This is a genomic window from Streptomyces sp. S3(2020) (assembly GCF_013044505.1).
Classification (GTDB): domain Bacteria; phylum Actinomycetota; class Actinomycetes; order Streptomycetales; family Streptomycetaceae; genus Streptomyces.
In genome coordinates, this window is sequence record NZ_JABERD010000132.1 from 1 (window position 1) to 19,170 (window position 19,170).

Genomic DNA, 19,170 nt, shown 5'->3' on the forward strand with positions numbered 1-19,170 from the left:
CCCCAGGGCGTACCGCAGGGCACACCCCAGGCCGCCGGTGTCGCCGGAGCCACGGGCGCCGGGGCACCGAACGCGGGCGGCGCGGTGGCCTGGGCCGGCGGGGCGAAGCCCGGGGTGGCGCCTGCCTGCGGCTGCGGCGGGGCCGCGGGGGCCTCCTCCTCGGCGACCTCGCCGCCGAAGTTCTTCAGCAGCGCGTCGAGGCCGCCGTCGAAGCCCTGTCCGACCGCGGCGAACCGCCAGACGTCCTTGAGGTAGAAGTCGCCCAGCATCACGGCCCGCTCGGTGGAGAATTCCGAGCCGTTGAAGGAGTAGCGGACGACTTCCTCGCCGCCGGCCACGATCCGGATGTATCCGGGGGCGACCTGCGACATCTGTCCGGCGCCGTCGATCGTCGCGGTGAAGGACAGCTTCTGGATCTGCGCCGGGATCCGGTCGAGGGTGACCCGGAAGGACTCCGAGTCGCCCGCCTGGGCGCCCAGGAGCTGGATGGACTCCTCCGGGGACTTCGGCTGGTTGAAGAAGACGAAGTACCGGTCGTCCGAGAGCTGTTCGTTGGCGTCGAGACCGAAGCAGCTGATGTCGAAGCTCAGTCCGGGGCCGGTGATCTGCACACCTACGTACAGATCCGTGCCCGCCGTGAGATCACTGACCTTGGCCTTGTGGCCGCGTTGGAATTCCCTGGCCATGCGTAACGACCGTCCCCCATCCAAGTGCGAGTGCGTCGCGCCAGGCTAACGGCAAACTCGGACAGTGGACGAAGTCGGTACAGACCCGGTACACAATCCCCGGCCGGGGACGTCGGTCACTCTCCGCGCGCGTCGGGCAAATGGGGCAAGCGGTCGGCCGCGACCACGCCTTCGAGGTAGCCCCGGGCCCGCTCGGTGCGCGGATACGCCTCCAGGAGGCGCCAGAAGCGGGGCCCGTGTCCGGGCACGAGCAGATGCGCGAGCTCATGGACGAGGACGTAGTCGACGACGTATTCGGGCATGCCCTGCAGCCGGTGCGAGAGGCGGATGCTGCTCTCGGAGGGGGTGCACGAGCCCCAGCGGGTGTTCTGGTTGGTGACCCAGCGCACCGAGGCGGGCCGGGCGCGTCCCTCGAAGTACTGGGCCGAGAGCCGCTCGGCGCGCTCGGCCAGTTCGGCGTCGCCGAGTACCCGCTTGCTCTCCTGGGCGGCCAGCTTGTCGAGCATGACGCTCACCCAGCGTTGCTCCTCCGCCTCGGACATCCGGGCAGGGATCAGCACGATGGTGCGGTCGCCCTCGCGGTACGCGGAGACCGTCCGGCGTCGTCGGGCGCTCCTGCGCACCTCGATCGCGCTCGCTCCCGAGCCGCTGGGGGGCTGGCTCGACGTGCGTCGCTGTGGTGTTCCGGCGCGGTTCAGTGGGTCGGCGGACACGCCCCGACGTTACCCGCTGTGAGTGGTGGAAGTCCCGACTCCGGGACGGTTCGGTCCGGATCCCCCACCATGCGTTTGATTTGTACGACGAATACCCACCGCCTGTGGACAACTTTCGGCAGCCCGTCACCGATCCGGGCATGCTGGCATTCGCCGACGGAGCCCCGGCCGAGCGCCGAGGGGTCTCCGGGCGGCGGACGGGGATGTTCCACGAGGGCTACGGGGGCCTGTCATGCAGTCTTCACAAGATCCACCGGTTACGGCGATCCCGCTGGTTCCGCTGGTGAAGCCCGCGCTGCGGCGCGGCTGGCGCGATCTGAACACCGTGCAGTTCGGGATGACTCCCACGCACGCGATGACGCTGGGTCCGATGGACACGGCCACGGGCAGTTTCCTCGACCTGCTCAACGGCACCCGCGGTCCGGGGCTGCTGCGCGAGGAGGGGCGGCGCATGGAGCTGCCCGAGGGTCATGTCGACCGGCTGCTGGAGCGGCTGGCACGGGCCGGACTGCTCGACGACGCGCGGGGCGGCGGCCAGGCCGGTGACGCTCTGCGAAGGAAGAAGCGGGTCCTGGACCGGCTGCGCCCCGATCTGGCCTCACTGTCCCTGACGACGTCCGAACCGGGCGAGGGGATCGAGCTCCTGACCGCCCGTCGCTCGCTGCGTGTGCAGGTCAGGGGCGCGGGACGGGTGGGCGTGCTGCTGGCCTCGCTGCTGGCGGGTGCCGGGATCGGTGAGGTCGACGTACGTGACGTCGGCGAGGTCGAGCCGTGGGACGTCGCGCCGGGCGGGCTGCCCGCCGAGGCGATCGGCGAGCGCAGGGACGAGGCGGCCCGGCGCGCGGTACGCCGCGCGGCACCGGATCGCGCGCCGCGCCGGTCGCCCTCCGGGGGCGGTGAGCCCGGGTTCTCACTGGTGATCCTCGCGCCGAGGGACGACGTCGCCGTGCACGCCCCGCCACCTGCCGACGCCCTCGTCGACTCCGGTACGCCTCATCTGTACGCCGGTGTCGTGGAGGCGACCGGTGTCGTCGGCCCTCTCGTGCTGCCCGGGGTGACGAGTTGCGCGGGCTGTCTGCACGAGGGGCGCGCCGACCGGGACCCGGTGTGGCCACGGCTGGTCGCGCAGTGGCGGTCGGGGCTGGGACGGTCGCGCCAGGTGCGCCCGTGCGACCTGACGCTGGCCACGACGGTGGCGGGTCTGGCGGCCGCGCACGCCCTCTCCTTCCTCGACGGCCGGACCCCGTCGAGCGCCGGTGCCCGCTGGGAGGTCTCCCTGCCGGCTCTGAACTGGCATGCTCGGCCGGTCTGGGCGCATCCCGCATGCCGGTGCGGAGCGGCGGAGAAAGGTAAGGAGGAACACACCTCCAAGGGCGGGGAGTCGCACGAGACAATGGCGGAGCAAGGGCCGTCGAAGGAGTTGCGCCGTAAGGCGGATGCCGCACGGCCGGCTGGGACCTGGAGGGCGCATGTCTGATCTTCCCCGCAAGGCGGTCACCCGTACCGCCAAGCTCGCCGCGCTCCCGCTCGGCTTCGCCGGCCGGGCGACCTGGGGGCTCGGCAAGAGAATCGTCGGGGAGTCCGCGGAGATCGTCGGCCGTGAGCTGCAACAGCGCACGGCGGAGCAGCTGTTCAAGGTGCTCGGCGAGCTCAAGGGCGGTGCGATGAAGTTCGGCCAGGCCCTGTCCGTCTTCGAGTCGGCGCTGCCCGAGGAGGTCGCCGGGCCCTATCGGGCCGCGCTGACGAAGCTCCAGGAGGCGGCTCCTCCGATGCCGACGCGCACCGTTCACCGGGTGCTGGAGGAACGGCTCGGGGAGGACTGGCAGGAGCTGTTCCTGGAGTTCGAGGACAAGCCCTCCGCCGCGGCGTCGATCGGCCAGGTGCACCACGCCGTGTGGCACGACGGCCGCGAGGTGGCGGTCAAGGTGCAGTACCCCGGGGCCGGCGATGCCCTTCTGTCCGACCTGAACCAATTGAGTCGTTTCGCCCGGTTGTTGGGTCCGCTGATCCCCGGCATGGACATCAAGCCGCTCATCGCGGAACTGAGGGACCGGGTCTCGGAGGAACTGGACTACGGCCTGGAGGCCCAGGCCCAGCAGGTCCACGCCGACGAGTTCGCGGACGACCCGGACGTCGTGGTGCCGGCGGTGGTCCACCAGTGCGACCAGATCCTGATCACCGAGTGGATGGACGGCGTCCCCCTGTCGGAGGTCATCGCGGACGGCACCCGGGAGCAGCGCGACCGCGCCGGCCAGCTGCTGGCCCGCTTCCTCTTCTCCGGCCCGGCCCGCACCGGCCTGCTCCACGCCGACCCGCACCCCGGCAACTTCCGCCTCCTGCCCGGCGGCCCCGACGGCGAGGACGACTGGCGCCTGGGCGTCCTGGACTTCGGCACGGTCGACCGCCTCCCGGGGGGCCTGCCCACCCCCATCGGCGACTCCCTGCGCATGACCCTGGACGGCGAGGCGGAGGCCGTCTACGAGCTGCTGTGTCTGGAGGGCTTCGTCAAGGAGTCCATAGAGCTGGACCCCGACGCTGTCCTCGACTACCTCCGGCCGATCATCGAACCGGCCCTGCTCGACGAGTTCACGTTCACCCGCGGCTGGATGCGCAGCCAGGCGGCCCGCATCGCCGACATCCGCTCCCCCGCCTACCAGCTGGGCAAGCAGCTCAACCTGCCCCCGGCGTACCTCCTCATACACCGCGTGACCCTGAGCACGATCGGTGTTCTGTGCCAACTGGGCGCGACGGTACGGCTGCGGGAGGAGCTGGAGGAGTGGCTGCCGGGGTTCGTCCTGGAGGAACCGGAGGAGTCCGCGGCGGAGGCATGAGCCCGAGCGGGACAACCCGCGCTACCACCAAGCCGAGTCCAAGCGACCCTCGATCGCCCTGAGGTTCTCCCTGGAGCAGGTGTCGCAGAGGTACTGGCGGACGCCATGCTCCACGGAGCAGGTCCAGGTGGGCCGGGGGGCGTCGGCGGTGGCGCCGCAGCGAGCGCACACGAGGGTCTGGGGCTCGGGGGCGGAACCGCCGTCGTCACTGCCTCCGGAAGGACTCGTCACGCTGCGACGATAACGCCGCTGCCGGTGGATCGCCGGGCACAACGCACCGCGGGGGCCGGTCCGTTCGGACCGGCCCCCGCGGGGAGCTTTCGCCTCCCGATGTCCGGGAGGCCACTGCTTCAGATGGTGTCGCCTACTGCATGACCGCGATGGCCAGCGCACGGCGGGCGCGCATCGAGGCGCGCTCGGCCCGGCGCTGCATACGGCGCGCGGCCGCCAGGCTCACGGCCCGACGTTCCTGCTGCGCCTGGTGCAGTCGCTCGTGCATATGCGCACGAGCCAGGGCTTCTGGTTGGAGTTGCATCTCTCGGGTCCTGTTCTGACGCAAGTCGGTCGCGCCGACGGTGGTGAAGTCTGGAATCGCGGAGCCCGCGGGCTCGGTGGTGGACGGCTTCATCGGGGCCTGCTTCTTGGGGTCGTGCGTGAGGGGGCGGTCGATCGTTCCTGCGATGGTGTTCATGCCGTGACCGGGTTCTTGCGCGGGCGACCACGCGGCCGCTTCCGGGCGACGACGACACCCTGGACGAACAGCTCGCCACCCCAGACGCCCCAAGGCTCACGCCGCTCCTTGGCGCCGGCGAGGCAGGCCTCCATCAGCGGGCAGGTGCGGCAGAGGGACTTGGCGTACTCGACGTCGGCCGGCGACTCGGCGAAGAAGACCTCCGGGTCGTACGAACGGCAGGGGACGGGTACGCCGAGGCTCTCGATGGCGTCGTCGAGCGCGGTGAGCGCGGTGAGGGGGATCAAGGTGGAGTCCTCCGTGAGGCCGGGCGGGGGGATCGTTTCGGAAGGCGGTACGGACGGGGCGTGCGCTTCGAGTTGCACGGTTCGTCTTCCTCGTCTGGTCGGTCCGGCCCTGTTGGACCGGTAGTCGGCTTCTTGTCCCGAGGCCCCTTCGCTCCGCTGTCCAAGTTCTTGGACAAACAGAAGGGCCGCGGATCCCGGATGGGGTTCCGCGGCCCTGAAGGCGCCGGCCTGATCAATCAGGCTGGATCACTCCAGGGTTCTGGCCCACGGAAGGCCCACATCAGGTGGTGCTGCGTCGTCTGCTTCCGGCTTCCGGCACCGGCTGCCGTAAAGGCATAGGCATGCGCCTGACCCTCTACTGCTTCCAGTGCCTTCGTCGGTCGCTCATTGCGCTCACGAACGGGAAGACCGGCGCGAGACACGGAGGCTGCCGGACCGGCGACACGAATGCCGGACAGACCGGTGCCCTGGTTCGAGACAGCGAGCATGCACAGGGAGGCGACGACCGAGCGATCGGTCATTTTCGCGGTGAAGCTGGCGTTGATGCTGGTCACTGGACTCGCCTCCTCTCGGCGTCTCGGGGGACCGGGATGAACCGGTCCTACGGGTATGTAAGTAGAGCACGGAATCGGGGCCTTCGAGAAGGCCTCCGTCCCCGTGGCTAAGAACCTATGGGGATCGCTGGGGCATGCGCAAACTATTTTTTCGACGAGTTCGGATCAGTTCCCAGCTTCATCCGCCTCGGGCTCCTGGCCTGCGCAGATCGCCAGCACATCGGCTCCGAAACGGTTGAACTTGCGGACCCCGACCCCGGGGATCCGTGCCAGCTCGCCCTCGTCGTCGGGAACGGCCTCCGCGATCGCCATCAGTGTCTTGTCGGTGAAGACGCAGAACGCGGGCTGTCCGCTGCGCAGCGCCTGCTCCGCCCGCCACTCGCGCAACCGCTCGTACAGGCCCTCGTCCATGTCGGAGGGACAGTCCTCGCACCGCATCAGCTTCATCTCGCCGGCGTCGGTGAGGGTGCGGCCGCAGACCCGGCAGCGGGCCGGGGTGCGCTGGGTCCGCCGCCGCACGACACCGGCCGGACCGCTCGTGAAGCCGCGCTCCACGCCGCCGGAGCCGCTGGAGCCACCGGTGGCGGCGCGCGCGGCGGCGCCGGTCGAGCCGGGGCGCAGCCCGTCGAGGAAGCGGCTGGGGCGGCGGTTGGGGCGTCCGCCGGGCGAGCGGGACAGCGCCCAGGAGACATGGAGGTGCTCTCGGGCGCGGGTGACCCCGACGTAGAGGAGACGGCGCTCCTCCTCGATCTGCTCGTCGGTCTTTGCGTAGGTGATCGGCATCATGCCCTCGGCGACCCCGACCAGGAAGACGACGTCCCACTCCAGGCCCTTGGCCGAGTGCAGGGAGGCGAGGGTGACGCCCTGGACGGTCGGGGCGTGCTGGGCGCCCGCCCGCTCGTCCAGTTCCGCGACGAGGTCGGCGAGGGTGGCGCCGGATCTGGCGGCGGCGAAGTCCTGCGCCAGGTTCACCAGGGCGGCCAGCGACTCCCAGCGCTCTCTGACCGCACCGGATCCTGCCGGGGGCTCGGAGGTCCAGCCCTCTCCGGAGAGCACGGCACGCACCTGGGAGGGCAGGTCGGGGGCGTCGTCCAGGAGGGCGTCGTTGCCGCCGAAGCGGGAGGCGGCGCGCAGGGCGACGCCGGCCTTGCGCACCTCAGGGCGGTCGAAGAACCGTTCGGCGCCGCGCAGCTGGTAGGGGACGCCCGCGTCGGCGAGTGCCTGCTCGTACGTCTCGGACTGGGCGTTGGTGCGGAACAGGACAGCGATCTCGGCGGCCGGGACGCCCGCGGCCATCAGCTCGCGGATGCGGCGGGCGGCGCCCTCGGCCTCGGCGGGCTCGTCGGTGTGTCCGGTGTAGACGGGCTCGGGGCCGGGAGCGCGCTGCGAGACCAGTTCCAGGCGGTGATCGGCGGCGCGGCCGCCGGCCTGGGCGAGCAGGCCGTTGGCGAGATGGACGACCTGGGGGGTGGAGCGGTAGTCGCGGACCAGCTTGACGACGGTGGCACCGGGGTGACGGATGCGGAAGTCGAGCAGGTGGTCGGGAGTTGCTCCTGTGAACGAGTAGATCGTCTGGCTGGCGTCGCCGACCACGCAGAGGTCGTCCCGGTCGCCGAGCCACAGTTCCAGCAGGCGCTGCTGGAGGGGGCTGACGTCCTGGTACTCGTCGACGACGAAGTGCTGGTACTGGGCCCGGACCTGGTCGGCGATGTCGTGCCGGTCCTGGAGGACGGCCACCGTCAGCAGCAGGACGTCCTCGAAGTCGATGACGCCACGCTCGCGCTTGAGGTCCTCGTAGGCGGCGTAGAGCTGGGCGATCTCGGCGGGATTGCGGGGGACGTCCCGGCCCGCCTTCGCGGCCGCGAGGGCGTAGTCGCCGGGGACGGTCTGGGTGACCTTGGACCACTCGATCTCGGCGGTGACGTCCCGCAGCTCGCCCCGGTCGAGGCGGATACGGCAGGCGGCGGCCGCGTCGACGACGAGCTGGATCTTGCGGTCGGCCAGCCGGGGCATGGAACCGCCGACCGCTTTCGGCCAGAAGTACTGGAGCTGACGCAGGGCGGCCGAGTGGAAGGTCCGGGCCTGGACCCCGGTGGCACCGAGCTGGCGGAGCCGGCCGCGCATCTCACCGGCGGCGCGGTTGGTGAAGGTGACGGCGAGCACGCTGGAGGGCTGGAGGATGCCGGCCCGCACCCCGTAGGCGATGCGGTGGGTGATCGCCCGTGTCTTGCCCGTACCCGCGCCCGCCAGCACGCACACCGGACCGTGCAGGGCGGTGGCCACCTCGCGCTGCTCGGGATCGAGCCCTTCGAGCACCGCGTCGGCCGAGTCCGGGACCTGCGGGAAGAGGGTGGAGTGCGTTGCTGCTGTCACACCGCCATGCTGCCAGGTCGGCGGGGACGGCTGTGCCGGTTGTCCACAGGCGGGGGCTCGCAGTCGTACTAATGCGGCAGGCGTCACCCGGCAGGGCACACGCGGTCGGGAATGGCACCCGGGTCGCATACGTTCCACCGATGGACCACCCCGTCCCCGAGCCACCAGAGGAGCGCGCGAGACATGCAGGGCACTGTGACGATGTACAGCACCACGTGGTGCGGTTACTGCCAGCGGCTGAAGAAGCAGCTGGACCGCGAGGGCATCGCGTACACCGAGATCAACATCGAGCAGGACCCGGCGTCCGCGGCGTTCGTCGAGAAGGCGAATGGCGGAAACCAGACGGTCCCGACCGTGCTGTTCGCCGACGGTTCGACGCTGACGAACCCGTCGCTGGCCCAGGTGAAGCAGAAGGTCGCCGCGTAAGGCGCGCGAGACGCGGTGGGGCCGCTCCCGATCGGGAGCGGCCCCACCGCGTCTTTGCGTGGTCAGACGCTGCGCGTCGGCAGCGGCTTTCCGTACCAGAGCTCGATCAGACGGGCCGCGATCGAGATGCCGTAGGGCGGCAGGACCTCGCCGGAGTCGAAGGCGGCGCCCAGTTCGTCGCGGGAGAACCAGCGGGCCTCGCCGATCTCGTCGCCGTCGACGTTGATCTCGGTGGAGGTGGCGCGGGCCAGGAAGCCGAGCATGAGGCTGGACGGGAACGGCCAGGGCTGGCTGGCGATATACTCGACCTGACCGACGGTGATGCCGGCCTCCTCGAAGACCTCGCGGCGCACGGCCTGCTCGATGGACTCGCCGGGCTCGACGAAGCCGGCGAGCGTCGAGAAGCGGCCCTCGGGCCAGTGGACCTGGCGGCCCAGCAGGATCCGGTCGTCCTCGTCGGTGACGGCCATGATCACGGCGGGGTCGGTGCGCGGGTAGTGCTCGGCGCCGCAGGCCTGGCAGCGGCGGATGTGGCCGGCCGCCGCGATGACCGTGCGCTCGCCGCAGCGGGAGCAGAAGCGGTGGGTGCGCTGCCAGTTCTCCAGACCGACCGCGTGCACCATCAGGCCCGCCTCGCGCGGCGACAGCAGCAGGCCCGCCTCGCGCAGACCCGCCGGGCGCGCGGACTGGTCGATGCGGCCGGGCAGGGCGTCCTTCTGGAGCGCGAAGTAGCTGACGCCGTCCTCGTCGTTGCCGAGGAAGTAGCGGTGCGCCTCGGTGAGCGGGGCCTCGAAGGCGGGCGTCATGAGGAGTTCGGTACGGCCGTCGGCCGTCTCGTCGATGAGGACCTGACCGCCGGACACCACGAAGCAGCGGGTCGTGGGGTGGCTCCACGCCGCCGCGAGCCAGGCCTCGTCGAGCCGGTGGTGGGCAGCCCGGTCGATGCCGCTGGGGGCGGTGAGCGAGATGGGTCGATCGGCGGTGTGGTCGGTCCAGGTGGTCACGGGTACTTCCAACTCCCCCGGTGGAACGGATGGTGTTTCGGCGGGCGGTGCGGCGGGACGTACGGCGGGAGGCGACCGCGTCCGGTGTTCGGCGGTACGGGACAGCTCTTCCAGTCTGCCCCGCGCTCCATGCCGATCCGGACGCCTCAGATGATCAGGGCGCGTGCCGCCAGTGCTCAGCGAGGTCTCCCCACAGGTACGCGGTGGTCTCGACGCCCTTGAGGAGAAGGTCGAGCTCGACCTTCTCGTTCGGCGCGTGCCAGCCGTCGGAGGGGACGGAGATGCCGAGGAAGAGCACGGGGGCGCCGAGGACTTCCTGGAGGTCGGCGGCCGGCCCGGAGCCACCCTCGCGGGTGAAACGGACGGGCTTGTCGAAGGCACGGCCCATGGCGCGGACGACGGATTGCAGGGCCGGGTGGTCCAGCGGGGTCAGACACGGGCGGGTGGCCGCGCCGAACGTGATCTCGCAGCGGATCCCGGCGGGAACCTGCTCGGCCGCCCACGCGCGGACGGCCTTCTCGATGTGCTCCGGGTCCTGTCCGGCGACGAGGCGGAAGGACAGCTTCACCATCGCGGAGGACGGGATGATCGTCTTGCTGCCGGGGCCCTGGTAGCCGCCGCCGATGCCGTTGACCTCGGCGGTGGGGCGGGCCCAGATGCGCTCCAGGGTGGTGTGCCCGGCCTCGCCCAGGGTTGCGTGGGACTTGGCCGTGCGCAGCCACTGCTGCTCGTCGAAGGGCAGCTCGGCGAAGAGTTCGCGCTCGTGGTCGGTCAGTTCGACGATGCCGTCGTAGAAGCCGGGGACGGCCACGCGTGCGTGCTCGTCGTGCAGGGCGGCGACCAGGCGGGCGGCGGCGGTCGCCGGGTTGGGCACGGCGCCGCCGAAGGAACCGGAGTGGATGTCCTGGTCGGGTCCGTGGAGGCGGATCTCGCACTCGGCGAGGCCGCGCATGCCGGTGCAGACGGTCGGGGTGTCCTCGGCCCACATGCCGGTGTCGGAGACGATCACGGCGTCGGCGGCGAGCCGCTCCGCGCGGTCCTCGACGAGGGCACGGAAGTGCGGCGAGCCGGACTCCTCCTCGCCCTCGATCAGCAGCTTGAGGTTCACCGCGGGCGTGCTGCGGCCGGTCGCGGCGAGGTGGGCGCGGACGCCGAGTGTGTGGAAGAACACCTGGCCCTTGTCGTCGGCCGCCCCGCGCGCGTAGAGCCGGTTCTCGCGGACGACGGGCTCGAAGGGCTCACTGTCCCAGCCGTCCTCCAGGGCCGCGGGCTGTACGTCGTGGTGTCCGTAGACGAGGACCGTGGGCGCGCCGGGGACGTCGGAGGGCCACTGCGCGAAGACGGCGGGGGCGCCGGGCGTCTCCCAGACCTCGGTGGTCGGGAAGCCGGTCTCCTGGAGTCTGGCGGCGAGCCAGTCGGCGCTGCGGCGTACGTCGGGCGCGTGGTCGGGCTGGGCCGACACGGAGGGGATGCGCAGCCACTCGGCGAGGTCGCCGAGGAAGGCGGTGCGGTGCTGCTCGATGTACGTACGGACGGCGCTGACGGCACTGTCAACGGGGTGGCTCATGGTCACGAGCCTATCGGCCCGCACCGACATCCTCGGTGGGCGGTTCCTCACAGTTTGCTTGCGCGGAAGGGTCGGAAGGTCCGGATGGGTCGGATGGGTCCTCCAGCAGCAGCCGCTCCAGCGCCCTGCGGTCCGCGAGGCCGTCCGGCCGGTCGATCTCACCGCTGCGGACGTACAGGAACGCGGCCGTGACCGACTCCAGGGGCACCCCCTGCTGCTCGGCCCAGGCGAGCCGGTACAGGGCGAGCTGAAGCGGGTCGGCGGTGCGGTCGCGGTTGGTCTTCCAGTCGACGATCTCGTACGTCGCCGTCTCGCCGTCGCCCTCCTTGTAGACCGCGTCGATGCGGCCCCGTACGACGCGACCGGCGATGGCCAGCTGGAAGGGGGCCTCCACCCGGTGGGGCGTGCGGTGGGCGTACTCGGTGCTCTCGAAGGCGTCCTTGAGGGCTTCCAGGTCGCGTTCGTCGGCGATCTCGGCCTCGCCGCCGGGCAGCTCCTCCAGCTCCAGCATGGGCAGCGTCAGCGCCTCGAAGCGAGCCTCCACCCATGCGTGGAACCGGATGCCTCGGCGTGCGGCGGGTTGCGGGGGGCGCGGCATGGGGCGCGCGAGTTCCTGCGCGAAACCGTCCGGGTCGGCTGCCAGGCGCAGCAGCTGGGACGCGGTGAGCGACGCGGGCAGGGGTACGTCGGTGACGGCCTCCCGCGCGCGGAGGAGCTCGCCGGTGAGGGCGTCGAGGTCGCGGTCCCAGGAGGCGAGGGTGCGGGCCTCCTCCGGGGTGAGGCGCCGACGGGCGGGCTCGGCATCCGGATCTGGTTCCGTCGGGTGGGCACGCGCGTGCGTGGTCCCGGCCGTGTCCGGTGCCGTCGCCTGGTGCGGGACGGTCGGACGGTCCGTCGTCCAGGTGTCCCAGTCGGCTGGGTCGCCGGAGTCACCGGAGCCGCCGGAGTCTTCGGGGAAGGCCTCTTCGTCGTAGGGAGGCTCGTCGTCCTCCGGTGGCGGCCAGTCCGGGTCGCTGTACGTCTCCGGGTCGTGCTCGGCGGCGGGGCGCCCGTCCGTGTGGGCGGCGAGGCGCTCCAGGTGGGCCAGGACCGTCTCGGCGGCGGTGCGGCGGCGGGTCAGGGCCGTGTCGTCGAGGGGCAGGGGCCAGACCTGGTCGACGGTGGCCGCGTGGAGGGCCGGGTTCTCCTCGCCCTCGGCGGGCTCGTCCGCCCATGCCTCGATCTCGCCGTGGCCTGCCTCGCAGTGCTCGTAGAGGGCCTGGAGGAAGTCGGACGGGCCTCGGGGCTTCTTCTGGGCGGGCCCCCACCAGTGGCCGGAGCCGAGGAGGAGGGAGCGGGGACGGGTGAAGGTGACGTAGCCGAGGCGGAGCTCCTCGGTGTGCTGGTGCTCCTTCATGGCCTCCTGGAAGGCCTTCAGACCACGGGAGTCCCACGCCTCCACATCGGGCAGGGTGTCGGCGTCGCCGCGCAGGTCGTGCGGCAGCACCTTGCCCTGGGCGGTCCACTTCTCGCGGCCCTGGGTGCTGGGGAAGGTGCCGGTGACGAGCCCGGGTACGGCGACGACGTCCCACTCCAGGCCCTTGGACTTGTGCGCGGTGAGCACCTTGACCGTGTTCTCTCCGCCGGGCAGGGCGTTGTCGAGGCCCTTCTCGTACTGGGCGGCGGTGCGCAGGAAGCCGAGGAAGGCCAGCAGGGTGGCTTCGCCGTCCCCGGCGGCGAACGAGGCGGCGATGTCCAGGAAGTTGGACAGGGTCTCGCGGCGGCGGGCGGCCAGGGCGTGCGGGGACGCCGACAGTTCCACCTCCAGGCCGGTGACGGCGAGGACGCGGTGCAGGACGTCCATGAGCGGGTCGGCGAGCGAGCGGCGCAGATCGCGCAGTTCGGTGGCCAGGCGCGCGAACCGTACGCGTGCGTCCGGCGAGAAGGGCAGCCCGTCGTCGTCCCGGTCGCCGTCGAACGGTGTCTCCACGAAGGTGTCCAGGGCGTCCGCGAGCGATATCACCTCGGACGGGTCGACCCCCTCGACAGCCTCGGCGAGCCGACGGTCCGGGTCGTCGTCGCCGTCCACGCGCGCGTGGGACACGAGACGCCGGGCGCGGCGCCCCAGGAGCGCGAGGTCGCGCGGCCCGATGCGCCAACGGGGGCCGGTCAGCAGACGGACCAGGGAGGCGTTGGCCCCGGGGTCCTGGAGGACCTCGCAGACGGCGACCAGGTCGGCGACCTCGGGCAGGTGCAGCAGGCCGGAGAGGCCTACCACCTCGACGGGGATGTCCCGGGCGACCAACGCTCCCTGGATCTCGGCGAAGTCGGTCGCCGTACGGCACAGCACGGCGATCTCGCCGGGCGCCTTGCCCGTGTTCACCAGATGTGCGATCGAGCCGGCGATCCAGTCGATCTCCTCGGCGTGGGTGCGCAGCAGGGCGCAGCGCACCACGCCGTCGCGTTCGGCGCCGGGGGCCGGGCGGAGTGCCTCCACGCCCGCGTGCATGGCGCGCAGGGGTTCGGCGAGGCCGTTGGCGAGGTCGAGGAGTCGGCCGCCGCTGCGGCGGTTCTCGCTGAGCGACTGGCGGACGGCCAAGTGGCCGTCGGCGTGGGCGAAGTGCTCCGGGAAGTCGTCGAGGTTGGCGACGGAGGCGCCGCGCCAGCCGTAGATGGCCTGGCAGGGGTCGCCGACCGCGGTCACCGGGTGGCCGGTGCCGGCGCCGAAGAGGCCCGCCAGCAGGATGCGCTGGGCGACGGACGTGTCCTGGTACTCGTCGAGCAGCACCACGCGGAACTCGTCACGCAGGACCCGTCCCACCTCGGCGACCTGCGCGAGTTCGGCGGACAGGGCGATCTGGTCGCCGAAGTCGAGGAGATCGCGCTCGCGCTTGGCGGCGCGGTAACGCACGACCAGGTCGGCGAGCTCACGGCGGGCGGCAGCCGCCTTGGGGACCTGCCTCAGCGCGTCATTGCTGAGCTTGGCGCTCTCCAGGGAGAGCAGCAGCTCGGCGTCGTACGCGCGCAGCGCTTCCGGCCGTACGAGGTGTTCGGCGAGCTCGGCGTCGAGGGTGAGGAGGTCGCCGACCAGGTCCGGGAAGGAGCGGGTCAGCGCCGGGTAGGGGCCCGGGGCTTCGCGCAGCACGCGCGCGGCGAGCTGGTAGCGGGTGGCGTCGGCGAGGAGCCGGGAGGTCGGCTCCAGGCCGATGCGCAGACCGTGGTCGGTCAGCAGGCGGCCCGCGAAGGCGTGGTACGTGGAGATCACGGGCTCGCCGGGCGGGTTGTCCGGGTCGATGACGTCGGGGTCGGTGACGCCCGCCTTGACGAGTGCCTTGCGGACGCGCTCGGCGAGTTCACCGGCGGCCTTGTTGGTGAAGGTGAGGCCGAGCACCTGCTCGGGGGCGACCTGGCCGGTGCCGACCAGCCAGACCACACGGGCCGCCATCACCGTCGTCTTGCCCGACCCGGCGCCGGCCACGATCACCTGCGGTGCGGGCGGCGCGATGATGCAGGCCGTCTGCTCCGGGGTGAACGGGATGCCGAGGAGCTCCTTGAGCTGATCGGGATCGGTGATGCGGGCGGCCATGACGGAGAGGCTAGCGGCGCCCACTGACAGTCGAGGACGAATCGCCCTCCAGCGCCTTCCCGGGCCGGAAGAAGCGCAGGTCAGCACGGGTGGTGCAACCGATCACACCAGTACGGTCACTCGACCACGTGACGTCCTTCGGGGCGAGCGCTGCACGACGCCCGGAACGCGCAGTGCGTGCAGTGCTGCCCTGCGTTCGGTGTGAACCGCTCGTCGAGGACCTTGCCGGCGGCCGTGGCGAGCAGATCGCCGACCCACTCCCCTTCGAGGGGTCCTTGTGCCTGCACCTTGGGCAGCGTCTCGCCACCGTCCCGCTTGGCGGCGCCCTGACGCAGCTGGACGAGTTCCGCGCCGCCCGGTTCCGGGCGTACCCCTTCGAAGGCCTCGTCGACGGCGCCTTCGCGGACGGCCAGCTGGTAGACGGCGAGCTGCGGGTGGTGCTCGACCTCCTTGGCGGTCGGCGCCTGCTTGCCCGTCTTGAAGTCGACGACGTACGCCCGCCCCTCGCCGTCCGTCTCGACGCGGTCCATCTGGCCCCGGATGCGGACCTCGTAGTCGCCCGCTCCGAGGGTGACGTCGAAGTCGTGCTCGCTGGCGACCGGGGTGCGTCCGGTGCGGGCGCCACCGGAATCGACGTGCCACTGGAGGAAGCGTTCGAGCGCCACGCGCGCGTTCTCCTTCTCCTGCGCCGACTTCCAGGGCGCGTCGAAGGCGAGCGCGTTCCACACGGAGTCGAGGCGCTCCATGAGGACGGCGAGGTCCGCCGGGGTGTGTCCGGAGGCGACCTCGTCGGCGAGGACGTGCACGACGTTGCCGAAGCCCTGGGCGACCGTGGCGGGCGCGTCGGCCTTCACCTCGCGGCCCAGGAACCATTGCAGGGCGCAGGTGTTGGCGAGCTGGTCGAGGGCGCTGCCGGAGAGCACGACGGGCTGGTCGCGGTTGCGCAGCGGCACCTTGGACTCGGTCGGCTCGAACATGCCCCACCAGCGGTAGGGATGGGCGGACGGGACGAGCGGCCGGCCGTCCCCGTCGGCGAGCGCGGCGAGCCGGGCCAGTCGGCGGGCGGCGGCCTCCCTGAGGGTGTCCGAGACACGTGGGTCGACGGTGGTGGCACGGAGTTCGGCCACGAGCGCGGCGACGGACAGGGGGCGGCGCGGGCGGCCCGTGACGTCCTTGGGCTCGACGCCGAGTTCGGTGAGGAAGCGGGAGGGCTGGTCGCCGTCGTCCGCGGGTGCCTTGACGGCCGTGACGACCAGACGCTCACGCGCGCGCGTGGCGGCGACGTAGAACAGACGGCGTTCCTCGGCCAGCAGCGCGCCCGGGGTGAGCGGTTCGGCGAGTCCGTCGCGGCCGATCCGGTCGGCCTCCAGGAGGGAGCCGCGGCGGCGCAGGTCGGGCCACAGGCCCTCCTGGACGCCCGCGACGACGACCAGGCGCCACTCCAGTCCCTTGGAGCGGTGCGCGGTCATCAGGCGGACGGCGTCGGGACGTACGGCACGCCGTGTGAGGGTGTCGGCGGCGATGTCCTCGGCGTCGATCTCCTCCAGGAAGTTGAGGGCGCCCCGGCCGCCGGTGCGCTCCTCCGCGCGGGTCGCGGTCGCGAACAGCGCGCACACGGCGTCCAGGTCACGGTCGGCGTTGCGCCCGGCCGCGCCGCCGCGCCGGGCGGCACGCTCCAGGCGCGTGGGCCACGGTGTGCCCTCCCACAGGTCCCAGAGCGCCGCCTCGGCGCTGCCGCCGCCCGCGAGTCGCTCACGGGCCTTGCGCAGCAGCGCGCCCAGCCGCTGGGCGCCGCGCGCGTACGCGGGGTCGTGCACGGTCAGCCGCTCCGGCTCGGCGAGGGCCCGCGCGAGCAGCTCGTCGGAGGGCGGCGGCAGCGGGGTGCCTGCGGCCCGCTCCTCGTCGCGCAGGGCCCGCCCGAGGCGGCGCAGGTCGGCGGCGTCCATGCCGGCGAGGGGGGAGGCGAGGAGGGTGAGGGCGGTCTCGGTGTCGAGCCAGCAAGGGGCCGGCTCTTCGGCGACCGGCTCTTCGGCGGCCGGCTCTTCGGCGGCCGGCTCTTCGGCGGCCGGCTCCTCGACGGGGGCCTCTCCGGGGGGCGCCTCCTCTGCGGATGCCTGGTCGGCGGACGCCTCCTCAGCAGGGGCCTCCTCAGCGGTCGCCTGCCCGAAATCGGCCTCCTCCCCAATGGCGGCCCCCTCCACAGGACTCTCCTCGGGGCGCCCCGAGGCCTCCGCCGTGGCCACCGCCCGCAGCGCCGTCAGTAGCGGCGCCACCGCCGGTTCGTGCCGCAGCGGCAGATCGTCGCCGTCGATGTCGAGGGGCACCCCCGCCGACGTCAGGGCTCGGCGGACCGTCGGGATGGTGTGTGACCCCGCGCGCACCAGTACGGCCATCTCGCCCCACGGGACGCCGTCCTCCAGATGCGCCCGCCGCAGGATGTCGGCGATGTTGTCCAGTTCCGTGCCGGGCGTCGGGTACGTGAAGACCTCGACGCGGCCGCCCTCCCGGACCGGGGCGAGCTCGCGGTGGGCGCGTACCTTCTCCGCGGGGAGCCGGGTCAGCGGCATCCGCTGGGTCAGCAGCCGGGTCGCGCTGAGCAGGGCGTCGCCGGAGCGGCGGGAGGTGCGCAGGACCTCGACGGGCGCCGGTCGGCCGTCCGCGCGGGGGAAGGCGTGCGGGAAGTCCAGGATGCCGTTCACGTCGGCGCCCCGGAACGCGTAGATCGACTGGTCGGGGTCGCCGAAGGCGACGAGGTTGCGGCCACCGCCGGCGAGGGCGTGGAGCAGCCGTACCTGTGCCGGATCGGTGTCCTGGTACTCGTCCACGAACACGGCGTCGTACTGCGCGGCGAGCCGCCCGGCGACCTCGGGACGGTGGGCGAGGAGCACCGCGCGGTGGACCAGTTCCGCGTAGTCGAGGACGCCTTGCAGGTCGAGGACGTCGAGGTACTCGGCGAGGAAGGCGGCCGCGGCCCGCCAGTCGGGGCGGCCGATGCGGCGGGCGAAGGCGTCCAGGGCGCCCGGGCCCAGGCCCAGTTCGCGGCTGCGGGCCAGCACCGCGCGGACCTCGTCGGCGAAGCCGCGGGTGGTCAGGCAGGCACGCAGTTCGTCCGGCCAGCGCACATGCGCGAGGCCGAGCCGCTCCAGGTCGGGCTGGCCGGCGAGCAGTCCGCGTACGGCCACGTCCTGCTCGGGGCCGGACAGCAGCCTGAGCGGTTCCACGAACAGTTCGCTGTCCTGGTGGGCGCGGACCAGCGCGTAGCAGAACGAGTGGAAGGTGGTCGCCCGGGGCGCGCGGGCGGCCCCTATGCGCAGGGCCATGCGGTCGCGCAGTTCGACGGCCGCCTTGCGGCTGAACGTCAGCACCAGCACGCGCGCGGGGTCACCGCCCCGGGCGATCCTGGCCGCCACGGACTCCACGAGCGTGGTGGTCTTGCCGGTGCCCGGACCTGCGAGGACGAGCAGCGGACCGGCCCTGTGCTCAACCACGGAGCGCTGTGCGGCGTCCAGACGAGGGGGATCCACGCGGGTCGGCGGGGTACGCACCAGTCGGTAAGCGCCACGACTCCCCTGCCGCACCTGGGGGTGCGGCAGGCGCCTGGTGAAGGAAGAGGAGCTCACGTGGTTCGCCGGTCCTGGTGGGTGTGCTGGTTGGCTGACCACCGCGCGTGGAGGGCGGTGATCGCGGGGTGAGGGGGATGTGTGGAGCCGACGCTACGCCGACAGACAGAGCGGAAGCAGGGTTTCCCCTTCTTCCCGCACGACACTCGCGGCACGCACGACACGCGCGGCACGTACGTCGCTCGCTCCGCGTATGTCCCTCGCCCCACGAACGTACGGCATGCCACGGACGTGCCGTCCGTTCCCCGTTTCCCCCGTACGGATCACAGGCTCCCCTCGGGCCGGTCCGATGGCGGAAGCTGTCAGGTGTGACCCTCCGCGCGTTCGCCGCCGTCCCACCGCGCCCGTTTCATGTCGAGGCGCGGCAGATGGCCCGCGGCGGCCCTGCTCGCCGTCTTCAGAGGCGTGCCCTCGGTCCGGTAGTGGCCGAGCGCCTCCAGCTCGTGGCCGGGGAGCAGCGCTCCGTCCGAGCGGACGACCCGCCACCAGGGCACGGCTCCCCCGTAGAGGGCCATCACCCGGCCGACCTGGCGCGGGCCCCCCTCCTCCAGCCACTCGGCCACGTCGCCGTACGTCATGACGCGCCCGGGCGGGATGAGTTCCGCCACTTCCAGAACACGCTCGGCGTACTCCGGCAGGGCGTCGGGCGGAAGACTCTCGTCACTCATCCGCCTCATCCTGCCCCACCCCACCGACAATGTGACGCGCTGACCACCCTGCGTATCCCTCGCCCCGGGGCGGCGCGTCGGGCAGACTGTGCGCCCCCGCGTTTGCACCCTGATACCCCCGTGTGTCGGTGGGGCATGCCACCATCGTGCGGGCGGTGACCGGTGATACGAGATCAAGAAGAGAC

General features: G+C 72.2%; 15 protein-coding genes. 3 read left to right on the forward strand and 12 right to left on the reverse strand.

The features are described 5' to 3' along the window. Both HLK59_RS32645 and HLK59_RS32650 read right to left on the reverse strand, forming a co-directional pair. The coding region (locus tag HLK59_RS32645; protein WP_171145185.1) for a TerD family protein at positions 1-686 on the reverse strand (686 nt) is incomplete at its 3' end. Positions 687-802: 116 nt separating this feature from the next. After that, positions 803-1,399 carry a M48 family metallopeptidase gene (locus HLK59_RS32650; RefSeq protein WP_171145186.1) on the reverse strand — a complete coding sequence of 199 codons (597 nt, stop codon included), beginning with the start codon at positions 1,397-1,399 and terminating at the stop codon, positions 803-805. A 271-nt stretch (positions 1,400-1,670) separates the two neighbouring features. On the opposite strand from HLK59_RS32650, the gene HLK59_RS32655 reads away from it, so the two are divergent. Both HLK59_RS32655 and HLK59_RS32660 read left to right on the forward strand, forming a co-directional pair. Continuing rightward, positions 1,671-2,876, forward strand: a complete 1,206-nt coding sequence (locus HLK59_RS32655) for a ThiF family adenylyltransferase (protein ID WP_171145203.1) — start codon at positions 1,671-1,673, stop codon at positions 2,874-2,876. Beyond that, on the forward strand, positions 2,869-4,230 hold the full coding sequence (locus HLK59_RS32660) for an AarF/ABC1/UbiB kinase family protein (RefSeq protein WP_171145187.1): 1,362 nt from the start codon (positions 2,869-2,871) through the stop codon (positions 4,228-4,230). Before HLK59_RS32655 ends, HLK59_RS32660 begins: the two co-directional genes overlap by 8 nt. Positions 4,231-4,251: 21 nt before the next feature. Here HLK59_RS32660 and HLK59_RS32665 read toward each other — a convergent pair whose 3' ends face one another. The 5 genes from HLK59_RS32665 to HLK59_RS32685 all read right to left on the reverse strand — a co-directional run bounded on the left by HLK59_RS32665 (position 4,252) and on the right by HLK59_RS32685 (position 8,135). After that, entirely contained in the window at positions 4,252-4,461 is a 210-nt protein-coding gene (locus HLK59_RS32665; RefSeq protein ID WP_171145188.1) for a hypothetical protein, read from the reverse strand. 133 nt (positions 4,462-4,594) lie between these two features. Then, on the reverse strand, positions 4,595-4,921 hold the full coding sequence (locus HLK59_RS32670; RefSeq protein ID WP_171145189.1) for a hypothetical protein: 327 nt from the start codon (positions 4,919-4,921) through the stop codon (positions 4,595-4,597). Then, the gene (locus HLK59_RS32675) at positions 4,918-5,286 is read right to left on the reverse strand and encodes a WhiB family transcriptional regulator (RefSeq protein WP_171145190.1); all 369 of its coding nucleotides are present in this window, start codon (positions 5,284-5,286) and stop codon (positions 4,918-4,920) included. Before HLK59_RS32675 ends, HLK59_RS32670 begins: the two co-directional genes overlap by 4 nt. A 158-nt stretch (positions 5,287-5,444) precedes the next feature. Then, positions 5,445-5,729, reverse strand: coding sequence for a hypothetical protein (locus HLK59_RS32680; protein ID WP_171145204.1), 285 nt, complete (start codon positions 5,727-5,729; stop codon positions 5,445-5,447). A 198-nt stretch (positions 5,730-5,927) separates the two neighbouring features. Next, the gene (locus HLK59_RS32685) at positions 5,928-8,135 is read right to left on the reverse strand and encodes an ATP-dependent DNA helicase UvrD2 (protein WP_171145191.1); all 2,208 of its coding nucleotides are present in this window, start codon (positions 8,133-8,135) and stop codon (positions 5,928-5,930) included. A 183-nt stretch (positions 8,136-8,318) separates the two neighbouring features. Between HLK59_RS32685 and HLK59_RS32690 the strand changes: the two genes are divergently transcribed. Next, on the forward strand, positions 8,319-8,561 hold the full coding sequence (locus tag HLK59_RS32690; RefSeq protein WP_171145192.1) for a mycoredoxin: 243 nt from the start codon (positions 8,319-8,321) through the stop codon (positions 8,559-8,561). Positions 8,562-8,623: 62 nt separating this feature from the next. Here the strand turns inward: HLK59_RS32690 and nudC are convergent, their stop codons facing one another. The 5 genes from nudC to HLK59_RS32715 all read right to left on the reverse strand — a co-directional run bounded on the left by nudC (position 8,624) and on the right by HLK59_RS32715 (position 18,985). Then, positions 8,624-9,565, reverse strand: a complete 942-nt coding sequence (nudC, locus tag HLK59_RS32695; RefSeq protein ID WP_171145193.1) for an NAD(+) diphosphatase — start codon at positions 9,563-9,565, stop codon at positions 8,624-8,626. Between the two features lie 154 nt (positions 9,566-9,719). Next, positions 9,720-11,132 (reverse strand): dipeptidase, encoded by a 1,413-nt coding sequence (locus HLK59_RS32700; protein ID WP_171145194.1) that lies wholly within the window; start codon positions 11,130-11,132, stop codon positions 9,720-9,722. Positions 11,133-11,142: 10 nt separating this feature from the next. After that, positions 11,143-14,697 (reverse strand): ATP-dependent DNA helicase, encoded by a 3,555-nt coding sequence (locus HLK59_RS32705; protein ID WP_171145195.1) that lies wholly within the window; start codon positions 14,695-14,697, stop codon positions 11,143-11,145. A gap of 116 nt (positions 14,698-14,813) precedes the next feature. Next, a complete protein-coding gene (locus HLK59_RS32710; RefSeq protein ID WP_171145196.1) occupies positions 14,814-18,317 on the reverse strand; it encodes an ATP-dependent DNA helicase in 3,504 nt (1,167 codons plus the stop codon). 302 nt (positions 18,318-18,619) lie between these two features. Beyond that, complete coding sequence (locus HLK59_RS32715) at positions 18,620-18,985, reverse strand: MGMT family protein (RefSeq protein ID WP_171145197.1); 366 nt, start codon at positions 18,983-18,985, stop codon at positions 18,620-18,622. Positions 18,986-19,170 lie beyond the last annotated feature (185 nt).

What these genes read in the sequence shown, in the direction of transcription:
- HLK59_RS32660 (WP_171145187.1), top strand. Translation starts at nt 2,869, where the DNA reads ATGTCTGATCTTCCCCGCAAGGCGGTCACCCGTACCGCCAAGCTCGCC.
- HLK59_RS32670 (WP_171145189.1), bottom strand. Translation starts at nt 4,921, where the DNA reads ATGAACACCATCGCAGGAACGATCGACCGCCCCCTCACGCACGACCCC.
- HLK59_RS32680 (WP_171145204.1), bottom strand. Translation starts at nt 5,729, where the DNA reads ATGACCGATCGCTCGGTCGTCGCCTCCCTGTGCATGCTCGCTGTCTCG.
- HLK59_RS32690 (WP_171145192.1), top strand. Translation starts at nt 8,319, where the DNA reads ATGCAGGGCACTGTGACGATGTACAGCACCACGTGGTGCGGTTACTGC.
- HLK59_RS32700 (WP_171145194.1), bottom strand. Translation starts at nt 11,132, where the DNA reads ATGAGCCACCCCGTTGACAGTGCCGTCAGCGCCGTCCGTACGTACATC.
- HLK59_RS32705 (WP_171145195.1), bottom strand. Translation starts at nt 14,697, where the DNA reads ATGGCCGCCCGCATCACCGATCCCGATCAGCTCAAGGAGCTCCTCGGC.
- HLK59_RS32715 (WP_171145197.1), bottom strand. Translation starts at nt 18,985, where the DNA reads ATGAGTGACGAGAGTCTTCCGCCCGACGCCCTGCCGGAGTACGCCGAG.